We start from the raw sequence: 16,623 nt of genomic DNA on the forward strand, positions 1-16,623 counted from the left end.
TATACACGCCGGTTGGGTGACCGGCTTCCGGCCCGCCGCTGTGCCAGCGCTAGTAGCATGGCGCCTACACACCGGATCAAGGAGGATTCAATGGGGCAGCGCGACGCCTATGCCGGGGCCTACAGCCGCAGCACCGCCGATCCCGAGGGTTTCTGGCTGGAGGCTGCGTCCCTGGTGGACTGGGACACCCCGCCCGCGCTCGCCCTTGATGCCTCCCGGGCGCCGCTGTACGCCTGGTTCCCGGACGGACGCCTGAACACCTCCGTCAACGCCCTGGACCGCCACGTTGCCGCCGGCCGGGGAGACGCCGCCGCCCTGGTGTACGACTCCGCCATGCTCGGGACCAGCCGCACCTACACCTATGCCGAGCTGCTGGCCGAGGTGGAGCAGTTTGCCGGTGCACTCCGCTCCCTTGGCGTGGAAGCGGGGGACCGGGTCATCATCTACCTGCCGATGATCCCCGAGGCGGTGATCGCCATGCTGGCCACGGCACGGCTGGGAGCGGTGCATTCGGTGGTGTTCGGCGGCTTCGCGCCCCGGGAGCTGGCCGCCCGGATCGACGACGCCGCCCCGAAGGTGATCGTGACCGCCAGCGGTGGACTGGAGCCGAAGCGCCGGGTGGAATACCTGCCGGCCGTGGCCGAGGCGCTGGAGACGGCCCGGCACCGGGTGGACGCCGTCGTCGTTGCCGAACGCGACGGTTTCGGGCACGGCCTGCCGGACGTCCAGGGGGCCGGCGGGGCACGCTGGCACAGCTGGGCTGCGCTCGCGGCCGACGCCGTGCCCGCCGGCCCCGTGTCGGTGGCCGCCACCGACCCGCTGTACATCCTCTACACCTCCGGGACCACCGGCGCTCCGAAGGGTGTGGTGCGCGATAACGGCTCCCACGCCGTCGCCATGGCTTGGTCCATGGCCAACATCTACGGAATCGGGCCCGGGCAGGTGATGTGGACGGCCTCGGACGTGGGCTGGGTGGTGGGGCACTCCTACATCGTCTATGCGCCGCTGATCGCCGGGGCCACCACCGTGCTGTACGAGGGCAAACCGGTGGGCACCCCCGATGCCGGTGCGTTCTGGCGGGTGGCCGCCGAGCATGGCGTGGACGTGCTGTTCACCGCCCCCACCGCCCTGCGCGCCATCCGTAAGGCAGATCCGGACGCCGCCGAGCCCGGGAAATACGACCTGAGCCGGCTGCGGCACCTGTTTTCCGCCGGCGAGCGCCTGGACCCTGCCACCCTGGACTGGGCCGGCACGGCGCTGGGCGTTCCCGTGATCGACCACTGGTGGCAGACCGAAACCGGCTGGGCCATCTGCGCGAACCCCGTGGGGCTGGAAGAACTGCCGGTCAAACCGGGTTCACCCACTGTTCCGGTGCCCGGGTTCGACGTACGCATCCTGGACGGCACCGGCCGTGAGGTCCCGCCCGGGACGGAGGGCAACATTGCACTGAAGCTGCCGCTCCCGCCGGGCACCCTGCGCACACTCTGGGGCAGCGATGACCGCTACCGGGCGGCTTACCTGGAGGTCTTCGACGGCTATTACGCCACGGGGGACTCCGGCTACCGGGACGAGGGCGGCTACGTGTTCGTGATGGGACGCACCGACGACGTCATCAATGTCTCCGGGCACCGGCTTTCCACCGGAGCCATGGAGGAAGCGGTCGGCTCCCACCCGGCCGTGGCGGAGTGTGCCGTGATCGGCGTCGCGGATCCGGTGAAGGGGCAGCGTCCCTGCGGCTATGTGGTGCTCAAGGCCGGGGCGGACATCGACGCCGGCGCACTGCAGGCGGAACTGGTGGAGCGGGTGCGCTCGCGGATCGGTGCCGTGGCGGACTTCAAGGACGTGCTGGTGGTGGAGGCCCTGCCCAAGACCCGCTCCGGGAAGGTGCTGCGCAAGACCATGCGGCAGATCGCCGACGGGGTACCGCATACGGTGCCCTCCACCATTGAAGACCCGGCCGTGATCGAGGCCCTTACTCCGCTGCTGCGGCCGTCGGGTTCGCTCTAGGGGCCTACCGGCGCCAGCTGTACTCCAGTTCCGGCCGGCCGCGGGTGCCGTACCGCGGCGAGCGCAGCACCGACTGCTCGTCGGCCAGGTGCTCCAGGTAGCGCCGGGCGGTAATCCGGGACATGGCCAGCTGCACGGAGACCTCCGACGCCGAGAGCGGAGCCGGGGAGTGTTTGAGCAGGTCCGCCACCGCTTCGAGGGTTTCCCCGGAAAGGCCCTTGGGCAGGGCGGTGGCCACTGCGGGGCGCAGCGCCGCAAACGCACTGTCCACCTCGCTCTGCGTGGTCGACGCCGCCTGCTCGGCCATCCGGCGCCGGTACTCGGCGTAGGTGGTCAGCTTGGTGCTGAACGCCGAGAACGTGAACGGCTTGATCAGGTAGCCGACAATGCCGCCGGACATCGCCCCGCGGACCACTGCCAGGTCCCGTACGGCCGTGATGGCGACAACGTCCACCGGCAGGCCTGCCCCGCGGATCCGGCGAAGCAGGTCCAGTCCGTGCAGGTCCGGCAGGTTCATGTCCAGCAGGACCAGGTCGATGCCGCCTCGGGTGCGCGGCCCGGTGCCCGGCTCTGCGCCCGGGGCGGCGTCCACCTTGAGTGCGGCGATGGCCTCCGAGCCCGTGCGGGCGACGCCGGCCAGCGTGAAGCCGGGAACCCGGCGGACATATTCGGCGTGCGCCTCGGCGGGGATGTCTTCATCCTCAACGACCAGCACGCCGATCGGGGCGGAGTCGCTCATAGCCGTCCCTCCGCCGGTGCAAAGGCCCCGCCGGGGGAGCGCCCGGGGGCGGGGACGGGGAGGTCCACGTGGAAGCGGGCGCCCTCACCGCCCGGGAGGACACGGATGCTGCCGCCCAGCCGGTTCACCGCCTGGCGCACCAGCGCCAGCCCGATGCCGCGCCCGGCGGCAGCTCGCCCTTCCGGGAGGTCCTTTGTGCTGAAGCCCTGTTCGAATATATGTTCGAGGATTTGCGGCTCGACGCCGGGACCGTCGTCGTGCACCACAATCCGCAGCGCATCCCCGGAGGTGCCCAGGTGGAGCGCAACGGATTCCACGGCGGCGTCGAAGGCGTTGTCCAGCAGGTTGCCGATGATGGTAACCAGTTCCACCGGCTCCACCCCGCCGCCGCTGAACCGTTCGGCGTCCCCGTCCACGGTGATGTCGAGGTAGATGCCGCGCTCGCGGGCCTGCGCAGCCTTGCCCATCAGCAGCGCCGTCACGGCCGGTTCCTGGACGGCGGCCAGGACCTCGTCATTGAGGTGCTGGGATTGTTCCAAGTCAGCGGTCGCAAAGCGCAGCGCCTCGTCGCTGCGGCCCAGTTCGATCAGCGACACCAGGGTGTGCACCCGGTTGGCGTGTTCGTGGGCCTGGGCGCTCAGTGCGTCGGCCAGGGTGCGCATGGAGGCGAGCTCCCCGGTGAGGGATTCGACGTCGGTGCAGTCCCGCAGCGTGGTGACGGTGCCGAAGCGGCGCCCGTTCGAGCCGGGGGAGAGTGCGGCCGACTGGTTGACTGCCAGGATGCGCTCGCCGGTGAGGTGGATTTCCTCCCGGGCGTCCCGGCCGGAGCGCAGCAGGGACGCCAGCGGGCGGGGCAGCTCCGGCAGTTCCGGGGCGTCCGGGCTGCTGCTGCGCGGGGGCAGGCCCAGCAGGGCGGCCGCTTCGTCGTTGTAGAGGACCAATTGCCCGCGGGTGTTGTGCAGCAGCAGTCCCTCCCGTACGGAGTGGAGGGCGGAGTCGTAGAAGGTGAACATGTGTGCCAGCTCGCCCGGCCCCAGATCTTGGGTAACCCGTCGCAGGTAGCGGCTGAGCAGATAGGCGGCCAGCGCACCTACGGCCAGCGCGGCCGCATCGATGCCGAACAGTTCGGGCAGGCGGGCGTCACGGGCAATCCCGACCCGGTCCACGGTGATCCCGGCCGCCACGAGCGCGGTGACGTTGCCGGCGTCGTCGCGGACCGGGGTGATCGCCCGGACCGAGGGTCCCAGCGTGCCGGTGTAGGTCTCCGTAAAGCTTTCCCCGCGCAGGGCCTGGTCCACGGAACCGATGTACGACTTGCCGATCTGCTCCGGATTCCGGTGCGTGAGCCGGGTGCGGTCCGTGTCCATGACGGTTACGAAGTCCACGCCGACGCCGTCCATAACGTCCCGGGCAAAGTCCTGCAGCACCGCTGTCTCGGCGGCGCTGCCGGTTCCCGTGCCGGGGGAGGCGACGGCGGTGCGGACAGTCTCGCTGGCGGCCACGGTACCGGCGACGGCGAGCATCCGCTGGCCGGTTTCCTCATAGGTGTTTTCCTCGGCCTGCTGGTACAGGCCCCAGGCGATGCCGCCCGAGACACACACAATGAAAGCCAGCTGGCCCAGGAACAGCTGGCCGGCCAGGCTCCATTTCCGCACGTTCATCCTTCGTTCTGCCGGTGTTTTTCCATGTTAGGTACAGAGCCGCGAACAATATGAACACAAGGGTGACTGTGATCACATTGGGGCAGATGATAGTGGTTGACCAACGCAACAAGGAGTACCGCCATGGCAGCTGCCGCTCACCAGGCCGCCGGTTCACAGAAGAGCCGCCGCCCGGACAGAACACATTTCCTCTACATTGCCGTCATTGCGGCAGTAGTGCTTGGCGCCGTCATCGGACTGATGGCTCCTGAATTCGCCAAGTCGCTCAAACCGCTCGGCACCGGGTTTATCAACCTCATCAAGATGATGATCGCGCCGGTCATCTTCTGCACCATTGTCCTAGGCATCGGTTCAATCGCCAAAGCAGCCACGGTCGGCAAGGTCGGCGGCCTGGCACTGGGCTACTTCATCATCATGTCCACCTTCGCGCTGGCCATCGGCCTGGTGGTGGGCAACCTGATCCACCCGGGCGAGGGCCTGGACATCGCTGCCTCCTCGGACGCCGCGCCGGCCGCCGCCGAAGACGAGGAGGGGATGACCGGGTTCCTGCTCAGCATCATCCCCACCACCCTGCTCGCCTCCCTGACCGGTGAAAGCATCCTGCAGACCCTGTTCGTGGCCCTGCTGGTCGGCTTCGCCCTGCAGAAGATGGGTGCCGCCGGCGCCCCCGTCCTTAAGGGCATCGGCTACATCCAGGCCCTGGTGTTCCGCATCCTCATGATGATCATGTGGCTGGCGCCCATCGGTGCGTTCGGCGCCATTGCCGCCGTCGTCGGCGAAACCGGCATCCAGGCCATCGTCAGCATGGCCACGCTGATGATCGCCTTCTACATCACCTGCATCCTGTTCATCGTGGTGATCCTGGGCAGCATCCTGAAGGTGGTCACCGGGGTGAACATCTTCAAGCTGATGCGCTACCTCGGCCGCGAATACCTGCTGATCTTCTCCACGTCTTCCTCCGAGGTGGCCCTGCCGCGCCTGATCGCCAAGATGGAACACCTGGGCGTGTCCAAGCCGGTGGTCGGCGTCACCGTCCCCACCGGATACTCCTTCAACCTCGACGGCACCGCCATCTACCTGACCATGGCCGCCCTCTTCGTGGCCTCCGCCATGGGCAAGCCGCTGGAGCTCGGTGAGCAGATCTCCCTGCTGGTCTTTATGATCATTGCCTCCAAGGGCGCCGCCGGCGTCACCGGTGCCGGCCTGGCCACCCTGGCCGGCGGCCTGCAGTCCCACCGCCCCGACCTGATCGACGGCGTGGGCCTGATTGTCGGCATCGACCGCTTTATGTCCGAGGCCCGTGCGCTGACCAACTTCACCGGCAACGCCGTGGCCACCGTGCTGATCGGCACCTGGACCAAGGAAATTGACAAGGAGCAGGTCAACGCGGTGCTGGACCGCGAACGCCCCTTCGACGAAGCCACCATGAGCGTGGACGCCGGCAGCGACGAGCCGCGCCAGACCGAAGAGTCCCGCGAGCTGTCCGAAACGGTTCCCGGCCCCGCCGGTGCAACCGCTGCAGCAGCCGGCGACCCCGCCGGTACCGCACGGCACTAGCCTCAGCCGCCGCACGGTACTGACCCCGGTGCTGCCCCAAGCGCCCCGTCCCGGACTGTCCGGGACGGGGCGTTTTGCTGCCCGAGCTTTCCTTCGGCGGCAACGGCATAATGGGGGCCGACAACTTGGTTCGGGACGATTTCCATGATGCTGCGGCCCTGGCCTCAGTCGAGAAGGCACAAATTACAGGTTTGTTCATCGAGAAGGCACGAATTACAGGTTTTCGGCGTGAAAACGGTAATTCGTGCCTTTTCGATCCGGGTGCCTAGTGGTTTGCCGACGGCTGGCACGACATGCACCAGCATGCGGCGGTCTCGGCGGCAAGCTTCTAGTTCTACTTGAGCGTCAAGGCTCGCCGGTGTTCGGTGCAACGATTCACGGTATGGCTGCGGCCCGGCTGTAACCTTGACACAGACAGCCCGCAGGACAGCTAGATACGGAAGCGTGGATTAATACGTGAGCAGCGAACAGAGTTCATCGACTCTGCAGGACGCAACCGCAACCGACTCGACCATGGGCCCCACCGGACGTCCCCTGACCGAATTCCCCGAACCTCCCGTCCTCACCTCCCATGGTCCTGCCCGGATCATCGCGATGGTGAACCAGAAGGGCGGGGTGGGCAAGACCACCTCCACCATCAACCTCGGCGCCGCCCTGGCTGAAGCCGGCCGCCGCGTCCTGCTGGTGGACTTCGACCCGCAGGGAGCACTTTCCGCCGGCCTCGGCGCCAACCCGCACGAGCTGGACCTGACGGTCTACAACGTGCTGATGGACCGCAAGGTGGATATCCGCGAGGCCATTCACGAGACCTCCATCGAGAACATCCACCTGCTGCCGGCCAATATCGACCTGTCCGCCGCCGAAGTGCAGCTGGTGAACGAGGTGGCCCGCGAGCAGGTGCTCGAACGCGCCCTGCGCCGGGTCAGCGACGACTATGACGTGATCCTCATCGACTGCCAGCCGTCCCTCGGCCTGCTGACCGTCAACGCCCTGACCGCCGCGCACGGCGTCATCATTCCGCTGATCTGCGAATTCTTCGCCCTGCGTGCCGTGGCGCTGCTGGTGGAGACCATCGAAAAGGTGCAGGACCGGCTCAACCCGGGCCTGCAGGTGGACGGTGTCCTGGCCACCATGTACGACGCCCGGACCCTGCACAGCCGCGAGGTCATCTCCCGCCTGGTGGAAGCCTTCGGCGACAAGGTCTTTGAGACGGTCATCAAGCGGACCATCAAGTTCGCCGATGCCACCGTGGCTGCCGAGCCGATCACCTCCTACGCCGGCAACCACCCCGGAGCCGACTCCTACCGCCGCCTTGCCAAGGAACTGATTGCCCGCGGCGGCGCGCCCTAAGCCGGCGCGCTCCGCTGCGGTGCCGGTGCCGGAGGCGGACGCACCGGAACGCAGCGGCTTCGAAGTCCGCCTGGCGAACTTCACCGGACCCTTCGACGTCCTGCTGGGGCTGATCTCCAAGCACGAACTGGACATCACGGAGATAGCCCTCGCCGCCGTCACCGACGAGTTCCTGGGCTACATCCGGGAGCTCTTCGGAACCGGCCCGGAAGTGGCACTGGACGAGGCGAGCGAGTTCCTGGTCATTGCCGCCACCCTGCTTGACCTGAAGGCCGCCAGGCTGCTGCCGGCGGGCGACGTCGAATACGAAGAAGACGTGGCCCTGCTGGAGGCACGGGACCTGCTGTTCGCCCGGCTGCTGCAGTACAAGGCATTCAAGGAAATGGCGCACCGGATGGGGGAGCGGCTGGCCGAGGAGGCCCTGCGCTTCCCACGCCAGGTCTCCCTGGACCCGCACTTCGCTGCCATGCTGCCCGAGCTGGTGTGGCGGACCACCCCGCAGCAGTTCGCCGAGATTGCCGCCCGTGCCCTGCAGCCGCGCGAGGAGGAGCTGCCGCCCACCGTCGGCCTGGACCACCTGCATGCGCCCAAGACCAGTGTCCGGGAGCAGGCAGGTGTCCTGGCTGCCCGGCTGTCCGCAGACGGCGCCGCCACGTTTGCGGCCCTGGTGTCCGACGCCGACGGCCCGGTGGCGGTGGCACGGTTCCTCGCGCTGCTGGAACTGTTCCGTGACGGGGCCGTGGGCTTTGAACAGGAGACACCACTGGGCGAACTGCGGATCATCTGGACCGGCGGAGACCCGGAGGCCGCCGCCGCGGAAACAGCCGACGAATATGACAGCACCAATTACGGCAGCGTCGCGGGTGACGCCGCCGGCGCGGAGGGAGACCGGACATGACGGCGGAGCACAACCACACGCAGGATGCCGCCGCGCTGCCCGGCGGAGTCAAGGCGGCTGTTGAAGCCGTGCTGATGGTGGTGGACGAACCGGCGGCGCCCGCGGACCTTGCCGCGGTGATCGGTGTTCCGGAAGCGGAGGTGCTCGCCGCCCTGACGGAACTGCAGCGTGAGTATGACGGCTATACTGGGGATGGACCCGAGGGCGCACCGCGTGGTTTTGAACTCCGCGACGTAGCAGGCGGATGGCGGATTTTTTCCCGTGCTGACTTTGCGCCCGTTGTGTCGAAGTTTGTACTGGAAGGCCAGAGTGCACGGCTGTCGCAGGCCGCACTGGAAACATTGGCGGTGATTGCCTATCGGCAGCCCGTCTCCCGGGCCCGGGTCTCCGCGATCCGGGGAGTAAACGTCGATTCGGTGGTCCGCACGCTGGTACAGCGTGGATTGATCGTCGACGCCGGCGCCGAACCCGAGACAGGTTCGCTGCTGTACCGGACAACGCCGTACTTTTTGGAACGGCTTGGCCTGGGAAGCCTCGACGAACTTCCGCAGATTGCACCGCACCTGCCCGGGCTGGAAAACCTGGCCGAATTTGAAGACACTACTTACTAACCGCTAGACCCCAAAGGACTTACTCATGACACCAGCACCCCGTTCCGGATCCGGCCGCAATACCCCGCGCGGCGGCGGACGCAGTGCCGGTGGCCCCGCCGGCGGCCGCGGTTTCGGCAAGGGCTCCAAGCCCTCCTCCTCCCGCACCGGCGGCCCCCGCTCCGGCTCCGGCCTGAAGAAGGGCGAGGAGCGTGCCAACGGGTACCGTCCCGCACCGGAGGCCCGTCCCGAGAAGTTCAAGTCCGACGCCGTCAAGGCCTTCGGTGACAGCTCCGCCAAGTCCGCCCCCCGCACCGGTGCCCCCAAGTCCGGCGGCGCCCGCAGCGGTGCCCCCAAGTCCGGCGCCGGGAAGTTCGGCGGCCCGCAGGCCGGCCAGCGCAAGAGCGGTGACCGCGCCTTCCGCAACGAGCGTTTCGGCCAGAACCTGGGACCGGTCCGCCGTTCCACCACTCGCCGCCCCGCCCCGCCGGTGATCTCCGAGCACCACAACCCCGAAGGCGTCCGCCTGCAGAAGGTCATGGCCAGCGCCGGTGTCGCCTCCCGCCGCGTCTGCGAGGAAATGATTGCCGAAGGCCGCGTCGAGGTCGACGGCGAGGTGGTCACCGAGCTCGGTGTCCGTGTTGATCCGGCCACGGTGGCCATCCACGTGGACGGCATGCGCCTGCAGCTGGACGAAAACCAGAAGTACTACGTGTTCAACAAGCCCCGCGGCGTCATCTCCACCATGGAGGACCCGGAGGGCCGGCCCTGCATCAGCGACTACCTCAAGCCCAGCAGCAGGCATGAGCGGCTGTTCCACGTGGGCCGCCTGGACAACGAGACCGAGGGCCTGCTGCTGCTGACCAACGACGGCGAGCTGACCAACCGGCTCACGCACCCCTCCTACGAAGTGCCCAAGACCTACCTCGTGCAGGTCCGGGGGCCCATGGGCCAGGGTGTCGGCGCGCAGCTGCGCGAAGGCATCGAGCTGGAGGACGGCTTCCAGAAGGTGGATTCCTTCCGCCTGGTGGATTCCACTCCGGGCCACGTCCTGGTGGAGGTGGTCCTGCACTCGGGCCGCAACCGCATTGTGCGCCGCCTGTTCGACGCCGTCGGGCACCCGGTGGAGCGCCTGGTCCGCACCAAGATCGGCCCCATCAGCCTGGGCGACCAGCGCCAGGGCAGCATCCGCGTCCTCGGCCGCGGCGAGGTGGGACACCTCCTCGCTTCCGTAGGACTGTAGGCAATGGCCGCTGCCGCCGACGGGGGCACACACCTGTCCGGATCCGTGCTGGTCATCGGCACGGGCCTGCTGGGCACCAGCATCGGCCTGGGGCTGTCCGCCCGCGGCGTCGATGTGGTGCTTTCGGACCTGTCGCCCTCCACGGAGGCCGTGGCCCGCGATATCGGTGCCGGCCGGCTGCTGCATTCCGTAGACAACGGCTTCACACCGTCCCTCGTAGTCATCGCCGCGCCGCCGGACGTTACCGCGTCCCTGGCCGCGGCCGCGCTCAAGGACTGGCCGGACGCCGTCGTCGTGGATATTGCCAGCGTGAAGTCCGCCGTGCTGGCGGACCTGCGCGGCCACGACGCCGACCTGTCCCGTTATGTGGGTACCCATCCGATGGCGGGCCGGGAGAAGTCCGGGCCGGTGGCGGCACGTGCCGAGCTGTTCAACGGCATGCCGTGGGTGATCTGCGCGCCGGCCGAGGCCGCCCCGGAAGCCGTGCGCGTTGCCGAGGCTCTGGCCTTCGACCTGGGCGCCGTGGTGTCGCGGATGTCTGCCGAGGAGCACGATGCCTCTGTGGCGCTGACCTCGCACCTGCCGCAGGTCATGGCCTCCCTGGTGGCCAGCAGGCTACAGGAAACCCCGTCGCAGTCCCTGGCCCTGGCTGGAAACGGCCTGCGGGACGTCACCCGGATTGCCGCCAGTGATCCGCGGCTGTGGGTGCAGATCCTCAGCGGCAACGCGGACCGGCTGGTGCCCATCCTGCACGGCGTCCGCGAGGACCTGAACCGGCTCATCCGCACGTTGGAGGATCCGGTGGCGGACGGCGCCCGGCTGGACATGGCCCAGCTGATTGCCGAGGGCAATGTGGGCCAGGCCCGCATTCCCGGCAAGCACGGCGGCCCGGCGCAGTCCTTTGTGTCCTTCACCGTGCTGGTGGATGACACGCCCGGGCAGATTGCCCGGCTGCTCACCGAGATCGGTGAGATCGGCGTGAACCTGGAAGACCTGCGCCTGGAGCATGCCTCCGGACGCCAGGTGGGACGGGCGGAGATTTCCGTCCTGCCCGGCCGGGTGAATGACCTTGTTTCTGAATTAAGCGCCCGCGGGTGGAAGGTAGTGCAGTGAGTTCCAAGAGTGATCCGGCCCAGTTCCGGCAAGGCAAGCCGCTGGTGGTGGCCATCGACGGTCCGTCCGGTTCGGGCAAGTCCAGCATCAGCCGGGAAGTGGCCCGCCGCCTGCACGCCGCCTATCTGGACACCGGTGCCATGTACCGTGCCGTGACGCTTTCCTGCATGGAAGCCGGCATTGACCTGGCGGATTCGGTGGCCGTGGAAGCCGCCGCCGAAAGCGCCGACATTGCGCTGAGCCTGTCCCCGAACGAGGAATGGGTGCGGGTCAACGGCCGCGAGGTCACGGACGCCATCCGTGAACCTTCCGTCTCCGCTGCGGTCAGCGCCGTGGCCACCACGCTGGGCGCCCGCGCCGAGCTGGTCCGCCGCCAGCAGCAGCTGATCCGGGATTCCGGGCTCCGGATTGTGGCCGAGGGCCGGGACATCACCACGGTGGTGGCCCCGCATGCCGAGGTGCGCATCCTGCTGACCGCCAGCGAGGAGGCCCGGCTGCGCCGCCGCGGCATCCAGCTCGGCGGAACCCAGAGCGCCGCCGCCCTGAAGGAACAGGTACTGGTGCGAGACGCGAAGGACTCCACCGTGGTGGAGTTCCAGCAGGCGGCCGACGGCGTCATCACCATTGACTCCTCCGACCTGGACTTCGAAGAGACGGTCTCGGCCGTGCTCGACGTCGTTTTAACCAGCACCCACTAACCACCCCGCCGGGGGACCCGGCACCAGTCGCGGGCACCTGCCCGTGTTTCAATGGGAGGAGGGCCGCTGCGGCATTGCCGCACGCAGCCTCCCGCACACTTACCGGGCTGAACGTCCGGCGACGGCCTGTACGCGCAGTGCTGCAGACCTCAACGGAAAGAAAGCAATTCTATGAACGGAAAACCTCTCAACGACGACACCGCCGGTGACTGGGCCTCCACGGACGAGTACATCCCCGCCGGGGAAGATTCGGTCAACGAGCGCCTGGCCGCGATGGACGACGACGAGGCCGAGGTCCGCGCCCGCTCCCTCCGCGCCGGCCTTGACGACTATGAACTTGATGACGAGGACGCCGCGCTGCTGGCCGGCGGCTTCGACGAATTCGATGAAGACGCGCCCCTGCGCCAGGATCCCGTCGTGGCCATTGTGGGCCGGCCGAACGTCGGCAAGTCCACCCTGGTCAACCGAATCCTCGGCCGGCGCGAAGCCGTGGTGGAAGACACCCCCGGCGTCACCCGCGACCGCGTGTCCTACCCGGCCACCTGGAACGGCGTGAACTTCACGCTGGTGGACACCGGCGGCTGGGAGCACGACGCCCGCGGCATCCACGCCCGGGTAGCCGACCAGGCCGAAATCGCCGTCGACCACGCGGACGCCGTCATGCTGGTAGTGGACGCAACCGTGGGCATCACCGCCACGGACGAGGCCGTGGTGCGGATGCTGCGCGGCAAGAAGAAGCCTGTGGTCGTAGTGGCCAACAAGGTGGACGACATCCAGAACGAAGCCGATGCCGCCGCTCTCTGGGGCCTGGGCTTCGGCGAGCCGTTCCCGGTCTCCGCCCTGCACGGCCGCGGCACCGGCGACATGCTGGACGCCGTTATGGAGGTCCTGCCCGAATACTCGGCGTACGGCGGACTGGACCGCTCCGGCGGTCCGCGCCGCATCGCGCTGATCGGCCGCCCGAACGTGGGCAAGTCCTCCCTGCTGAACAAGCTGGCCGGCTCCGAGCGTGTGGTGGTCGACGACCTCGCCGGCACCACCCGTGACCCGGTGGACGAAATGATCGAGCTCGGCGGGCGCACCTGGCGTTTCGTGGATACCGCCGGTATCCGCCGCCGCCAGCACATGGCCCAGGGCGCTGACTTCTACGCGTCCCTGCGCACGCAGGCCGCGCTGGAAAAGGCCGAAGTCGCCGTTGTACTGCTCGCCGTGGACGAGGTCCTCAGCGAACAGGACGTACGCATCCTGCAGTTGGCCATTGAATCCGGCCGCGCGCTGGTCCTGGCCTTCAACAAGTGGGACCTGCTCGACGACGACCGCCGCCGCTACCTCAAGACCGAGATCGAGCGCGACCTGGCCCACGTCGAGTGGGCCCCGCACGTAAACATTTCCGCCAAGACCGGCTGGCATAAAGACAAGCTGGTGCCCGCCCTGGACACGGCTCTGGAGAACTGGGACAAGCGCATCCCCACCGGCAAGCTCAATGCCTTCCTCGGCGAACTGGTGGCAGCGCATCCGCACCCGGTCCGCGGCGGCAAGCAGCCCCGCATCCTCTTCGGCACGCAGGCATCCTCGCGTCCGCCGAAGTTCGTGCTGTTCACCACCGGCTTCCTGGATCCGGGCTACCGCCGGTTCATCACCCGCCGGCTGCGTGAGACGTTCGGCTTCGAGGGCACGCCCATCGAGGTCAGCATGCGGGTCCGCGAGAAGCGCGGCAAGAAGCGCTAAGCCATTCGGTTCCCGGTACCCCGGCCTGCTTCCCTTTCCGGGGGAGCAGGGCCGGGGTTCCGCGTTTAATGGGGTGACACCCGGATGCATGTTCGGGAGGTTGGACGCCCGATTCGGGACTTTGGCCAACTATGATGTAGAGTATTCGAGTTGGTTCGGCCGGAAATAAACCGGCCGGGTGACGGGTTGTGGCGCAGCTTGGTAGCGCACTTGACTGGGGGTCAAGGGGTCGCAGGTTCAAATCCTGTCAACCCGACAGTAAGCCTGGCAAAACTTTGGTTTTGTCAGGCTTTTGTCGTTAACGCGTCGTTTGAAATCCCGCTGCCGCCCACGCGTTCTTCCCGGGGATCCGGGGTGGACCGGGCCACCAACCGCCGCCCCGGCTAGCGGATCAGCGCCGCCACATCGTCGGCCACTGCCGGCATCCGTCCCTCAAACTGGTGTCCGCCCGAGCGATGCCGGCGGACCAGCGCCTGCGGAAGCCGGGCCGCGTGCCGGTCCACGTGGTCAACGGGGACCGTGTCGTCGTCGACGCAGTGGTGGAGGCGGAGAGGAAGATCCGCCGGGAGCCCGGCGTCCTCCGGAAGCGCATATTCCGCCTGCCAGCCGTCCGAGCCCCAATAGGGCATGGCCAGAAGGACCAAGCCCAACGGGGGTGTGCCGGCGAAACCGTCGGCCAGGTGCAGCAGCGCCATGGAAGCACCGAAGGAATGCCCCACCACCGCCACGTCGGGGCCGAGCACGTCCAACTGCCGCTGGACTCCGGCGCGCCAGGCGGCGGCCGACATATCGTCGTCGGGAAACTCCGGGTACGAGACGCTCACGTCCAAGGCCGCGCGCAGATGGCCGGCCAGGGGTTGATCGTCCCGGTACCCGCCGGCCCCGTGCACAAACAGGATTGCCATACCGCCTCCGAACGGGCACTTTTACCGCTAGGCCCCGGGGCATCACCCTTCCTCCGGTGACGGCACCCCTCCCTCCTGCTAGCGTCGGCCGTCCGGACATCAACTGTCCAGATCCCTCCGGAACAGGATGCAAACCCATGGCTGAGGAGATGCCCTCCCGGATAGTCATCATCCACGGTGCCGGCGGTGCAATCGGCGGGGCCGTGGCCGAAGCATTTGCCCGCTCCGGTGCAGCGTTGTTTCCCGCCGGGCGGCACATGGACACGGTCCAAACGACGGCGCAGCGGGCACGTGCCGCAGGAGCGCCGGAGGTCCAGGTCAGGGAAGTGGACGCGGCGGATCCGATAGCGGTGGACGCCCACGCAGCCGCCGTCGCCGCGGAAGCAGGGCGGATAGATGCAGTCCTCAACGCAGCGGGTATCTCCGCCGTGCAGGGACCTCCGCTGCTTGAGATGTCCGTCGACGACGTCGTCTCGCCGGCCGCCGGCTGGCTCCGGTCGCAGTTCCTTACCTCGCGGGCTGCCGCCGAACACATGGTCCGGCAGGGCAGCGGGACCATCCTGCTGCTCTCTGCCTCGCCGGCACGGATGTCCATCGCCGGGGTGGGAGGCTTCGCCGCGGCCTGTGCCGCGATCGAAGCCCTGACCCGGACCTTTGCCGCCGAGCTCGGCCCCACCGGAGTCCGGGTGGTCTGTCTGCGCCCGCACCGGATCCGCGAAACACTTGGCAACACACCGGACCTGCCCATGTCGATGGGGGAGTTCACCGCCTTCCTCGAGTCGCTGACCAGCACGGGAACCCTGCCGACCCTGCATGACGTGGCCCAAACGGCTGTTTTCCTCGCCTCGGGCGGGGCGGCCGGCATGAATGGAGCCGTCCTGAACCTGACCTCCGGGATGAGTGCGGACTGAGCATGGCAATCTTTGCTCCGGAACCGCGGACAGGCGTTTGGGCAGCCGCCACAGCTGCGGTGGCCGCCGTCGTTGTGCTCAGCGCTGCCGGGTGCAGCGGCACGGAGGCGCCGGCGCCGCAGGAGCCGCTGCCGGCGTCTTCCGGAACCGGTCCGCAGGTCGTTGCAAGCGGTCTTGACGTCCCGTGGGCCATTGCCTTCCACGAGGGTGTGCCGCTGGTCAGCGAGCGCGACTCGGCGCGCATCCTGGAGCTCGATGAGGGCGGCAGCAGCCGGGTGGCCGGCACCGTCGATGACGCCGCCGGCAGGGGAGAGGGCGGCCTGCTGGGCATCGCCGTGCAGGACGGGTACCTCTACACGTACTTCACCGCAGGGTCGGAGAACCGGATCGAGCGGCGTCAGCTGACCGGTGAGCCCGGCGCGCTGGTCCTGGGCAGCGCCGAGATCCTCCTGGACGGCATTCCCGCAGGGCCGGTCCACAACGGCGGACGCCTGGCATTCGGGCCGGACGGCATGCTGTACGCCACCACCGGCGACGCCGGTAACCGGGACAGCGCCCAGGACCCGGAAGCACTGTCGGGCAAGATCCTGCGGATGAACCCGGACGGCAGTCCGCCGGCGGACAATCCCTTCCCCGGCTCCGTCGTGTACAGCTACGGGCACCGCAATCCGCAGGGCATCGCCTGGGACGCGGACAGCGTCCTGTATGCCAGCGAGTTCGGGCAGGACACCTGGGATGAGCTGAACATTATCCGCCCCGGCGGCAACTACGGCTGGCCCAGGGTGGAAGGGATAGCCGGAGACGACGGGTTTACCGACCCCGTGCAGCAGTGGCATCCGGACGAAGCGAGCCCCAGCGGCATCGCCGTCGCGGGGGACTCCGTGTACATAGCGAACCTGCGCGGCGAGCGTCTGCGGGTGGTCCCGCTGCGGAATCCCGGCAGCTCCGAAGAACTGCTGGCCGGAGAATACGGACGCCTCCGCGACGCGGTCCAGGCCCCCGACGGAAGCGTCTGGATCCTGACGAACAACACTGACGGCAGGGGCCAGGCGCGAACCGGAGACGACCGGGTCCTTCGGATCACGGCCGACGAACCGGCGCCGGAGTGAACGGCCGTTCCTTCTCCCGCCCCTGCCTTGTCCCTGCGCCGAAAACGGCGGTGGACGGCAAACAGCGGGCCGGTACGCCTACCGCAGGCCGGGCCGGTGTCGTAGCCTGCTTGC

The 16,623-nt window shown here is 68.3% G+C and carries 15 protein-coding genes and 1 tRNA gene; 13 read left to right on the forward strand and 3 right to left on the reverse strand.

Annotated elements, in window-relative coordinates; translation table 11 throughout:
• The first annotated feature begins 90 nt into the window (after positions 1–90).
• On the forward strand, positions 91–2,007 hold the full coding sequence (locus AC5RUF_RS12100; protein WP_494130735.1) for an AMP-binding protein: 1,917 nt from the start codon (positions 91–93) through the stop codon (positions 2,005–2,007).
• A 4-nt stretch (positions 2,008–2,011) separates the two neighbouring features.
• Here the strand turns inward: AC5RUF_RS12100 and AC5RUF_RS12105 are convergent, their stop codons facing one another.
• Positions 2,012–2,746 carry a response regulator gene (locus AC5RUF_RS12105; RefSeq protein ID WP_494130736.1) on the reverse strand — a complete coding sequence of 245 codons (735 nt, stop codon included), beginning with the start codon at positions 2,744–2,746 and terminating at the stop codon, positions 2,012–2,014.
• Entirely contained in the window at positions 2,743–4,407 is a 1,665-nt protein-coding gene (locus tag AC5RUF_RS12110) for a sensor histidine kinase (protein WP_494130737.1), read from the reverse strand. Before AC5RUF_RS12110 ends, AC5RUF_RS12105 begins: the two co-directional genes overlap by 4 nt.
• Before the next feature lie 123 nt (positions 4,408–4,530).
• On the opposite strand from AC5RUF_RS12110, the gene AC5RUF_RS12115 reads away from it, so the two are divergent.
• From AC5RUF_RS12115 to AC5RUF_RS12160, 10 genes are all read left to right on the forward strand, one after another.
• On the forward strand, positions 4,531–5,964 hold the full coding sequence (locus tag AC5RUF_RS12115) for a cation:dicarboxylate symporter family transporter (RefSeq protein ID WP_494130738.1): 1,434 nt from the start codon (positions 4,531–4,533) through the stop codon (positions 5,962–5,964).
• 74 nt (positions 5,965–6,038) lie between these two features.
• On the forward strand, positions 6,039–6,233 hold the full coding sequence (locus AC5RUF_RS12120; RefSeq protein WP_494130739.1) for a hypothetical protein: 195 nt from the start codon (positions 6,039–6,041) through the stop codon (positions 6,231–6,233).
• Between the two features lie 187 nt (positions 6,234–6,420).
• Entirely contained in the window at positions 6,421–7,314 is an 894-nt protein-coding gene (locus AC5RUF_RS12125) for a ParA family protein (protein ID WP_493998705.1), read from the forward strand.
• Complete coding sequence (locus AC5RUF_RS12130) at positions 7,292–8,212, forward strand: segregation and condensation protein A (protein WP_494130740.1); 921 nt, start codon at positions 7,292–7,294, stop codon at positions 8,210–8,212. The genes AC5RUF_RS12125 and AC5RUF_RS12130 overlap by 23 nt, the downstream gene beginning before the upstream one ends.
• Entirely contained in the window at positions 8,209–8,823 is a 615-nt protein-coding gene (scpB, locus tag AC5RUF_RS12135; RefSeq protein ID WP_493998794.1) for an SMC-Scp complex subunit ScpB, read from the forward strand. The genes AC5RUF_RS12130 and scpB overlap by 4 nt, the downstream gene beginning before the upstream one ends.
• A 25-nt stretch (positions 8,824–8,848) precedes the next feature.
• A complete protein-coding gene (locus AC5RUF_RS12140; protein ID WP_494130741.1) occupies positions 8,849–10,045 on the forward strand; it encodes a pseudouridine synthase in 1,197 nt (398 codons plus the stop codon).
• Between the two features lie 3 nt (positions 10,046–10,048).
• Entirely contained in the window at positions 10,049–11,158 is a 1,110-nt protein-coding gene (locus AC5RUF_RS12145) for a prephenate dehydrogenase (protein WP_494130742.1), read from the forward strand.
• Complete coding sequence (gene cmk / locus AC5RUF_RS12150) at positions 11,155–11,856, forward strand: (d)CMP kinase (RefSeq protein ID WP_494130743.1); 702 nt, start codon at positions 11,155–11,157, stop codon at positions 11,854–11,856. The genes AC5RUF_RS12145 and cmk overlap by 4 nt, the downstream gene beginning before the upstream one ends.
• Positions 11,857–12,027: 171 nt before the next feature.
• Positions 12,028–13,584 (forward strand): ribosome biogenesis GTPase Der, encoded by a 1,557-nt coding sequence (der, locus tag AC5RUF_RS12155; protein ID WP_493997210.1) that lies wholly within the window; start codon positions 12,028–12,030, stop codon positions 13,582–13,584.
• Positions 13,585–13,766: 182 nt separating this feature from the next.
• Positions 13,767–13,840, forward strand: a tRNA-Pro gene (locus AC5RUF_RS12160).
• Between the two features lie 127 nt (positions 13,841–13,967).
• Here the strand turns inward: AC5RUF_RS12160 and AC5RUF_RS12165 are convergent.
• Complete coding sequence (locus tag AC5RUF_RS12165; RefSeq protein WP_493997209.1) at positions 13,968–14,489, reverse strand: alpha/beta fold hydrolase; 522 nt, start codon at positions 14,487–14,489, stop codon at positions 13,968–13,970.
• A gap of 137 nt (positions 14,490–14,626) precedes the next feature.
• Between AC5RUF_RS12165 and AC5RUF_RS12170 the strand changes: the two genes are divergently transcribed.
• The gene (locus AC5RUF_RS12170; RefSeq protein WP_494130744.1) at positions 14,627–15,400 is read left to right on the forward strand and encodes an SDR family NAD(P)-dependent oxidoreductase; all 774 of its coding nucleotides are present in this window, start codon (positions 14,627–14,629) and stop codon (positions 15,398–15,400) included.
• 2 nt (positions 15,401–15,402) lie between these two features.
• The gene (locus AC5RUF_RS12175) at positions 15,403–16,509 is read left to right on the forward strand and encodes a PQQ-dependent sugar dehydrogenase (protein WP_494130745.1); all 1,107 of its coding nucleotides are present in this window, start codon (positions 15,403–15,405) and stop codon (positions 16,507–16,509) included.
• Positions 16,510–16,623 lie beyond the last annotated feature (114 nt).

The organism is Arthrobacter sp. Y3224198 (assembly GCF_059090025.1).

Coding starts and splice junctions, on each gene's coding strand:
- AC5RUF_RS12100 (WP_494130735.1), top strand. CDS start 91: ATGGGGCAGCGCGACGCCTATGCCGGGGCCTACAGCCGCAGCACCGCC.
- AC5RUF_RS12105 (WP_494130736.1), bottom strand. CDS start 2,746: ATGAGCGACTCCGCCCCGATCGGCGTGCTGGTCGTTGAGGATGAAGAC.
- AC5RUF_RS12110 (WP_494130737.1), bottom strand. CDS start 4,407: ATGAACGTGCGGAAATGGAGCCTGGCCGGCCAGCTGTTCCTGGGCCAG.
- AC5RUF_RS12115 (WP_494130738.1), top strand. CDS start 4,531: ATGGCAGCTGCCGCTCACCAGGCCGCCGGTTCACAGAAGAGCCGCCGC.
- scpB (WP_493998794.1), top strand. CDS start 8,209: ATGACGGCGGAGCACAACCACACGCAGGATGCCGCCGCGCTGCCCGGC.
- AC5RUF_RS12140 (WP_494130741.1), top strand. CDS start 8,849: ATGACACCAGCACCCCGTTCCGGATCCGGCCGCAATACCCCGCGCGGC.
- AC5RUF_RS12145 (WP_494130742.1), top strand. CDS start 10,049: ATGGCCGCTGCCGCCGACGGGGGCACACACCTGTCCGGATCCGTGCTG.
- der (WP_493997210.1), top strand. CDS start 12,028: ATGAACGGAAAACCTCTCAACGACGACACCGCCGGTGACTGGGCCTCC.
- AC5RUF_RS12165 (WP_493997209.1), bottom strand. CDS start 14,489: ATGGCAATCCTGTTTGTGCACGGGGCCGGCGGGTACCGGGACGATCAA.
- AC5RUF_RS12170 (WP_494130744.1), top strand. CDS start 14,627: ATGGCTGAGGAGATGCCCTCCCGGATAGTCATCATCCACGGTGCCGGC.
- AC5RUF_RS12175 (WP_494130745.1), top strand. CDS start 15,403: ATGGCAATCTTTGCTCCGGAACCGCGGACAGGCGTTTGGGCAGCCGCC.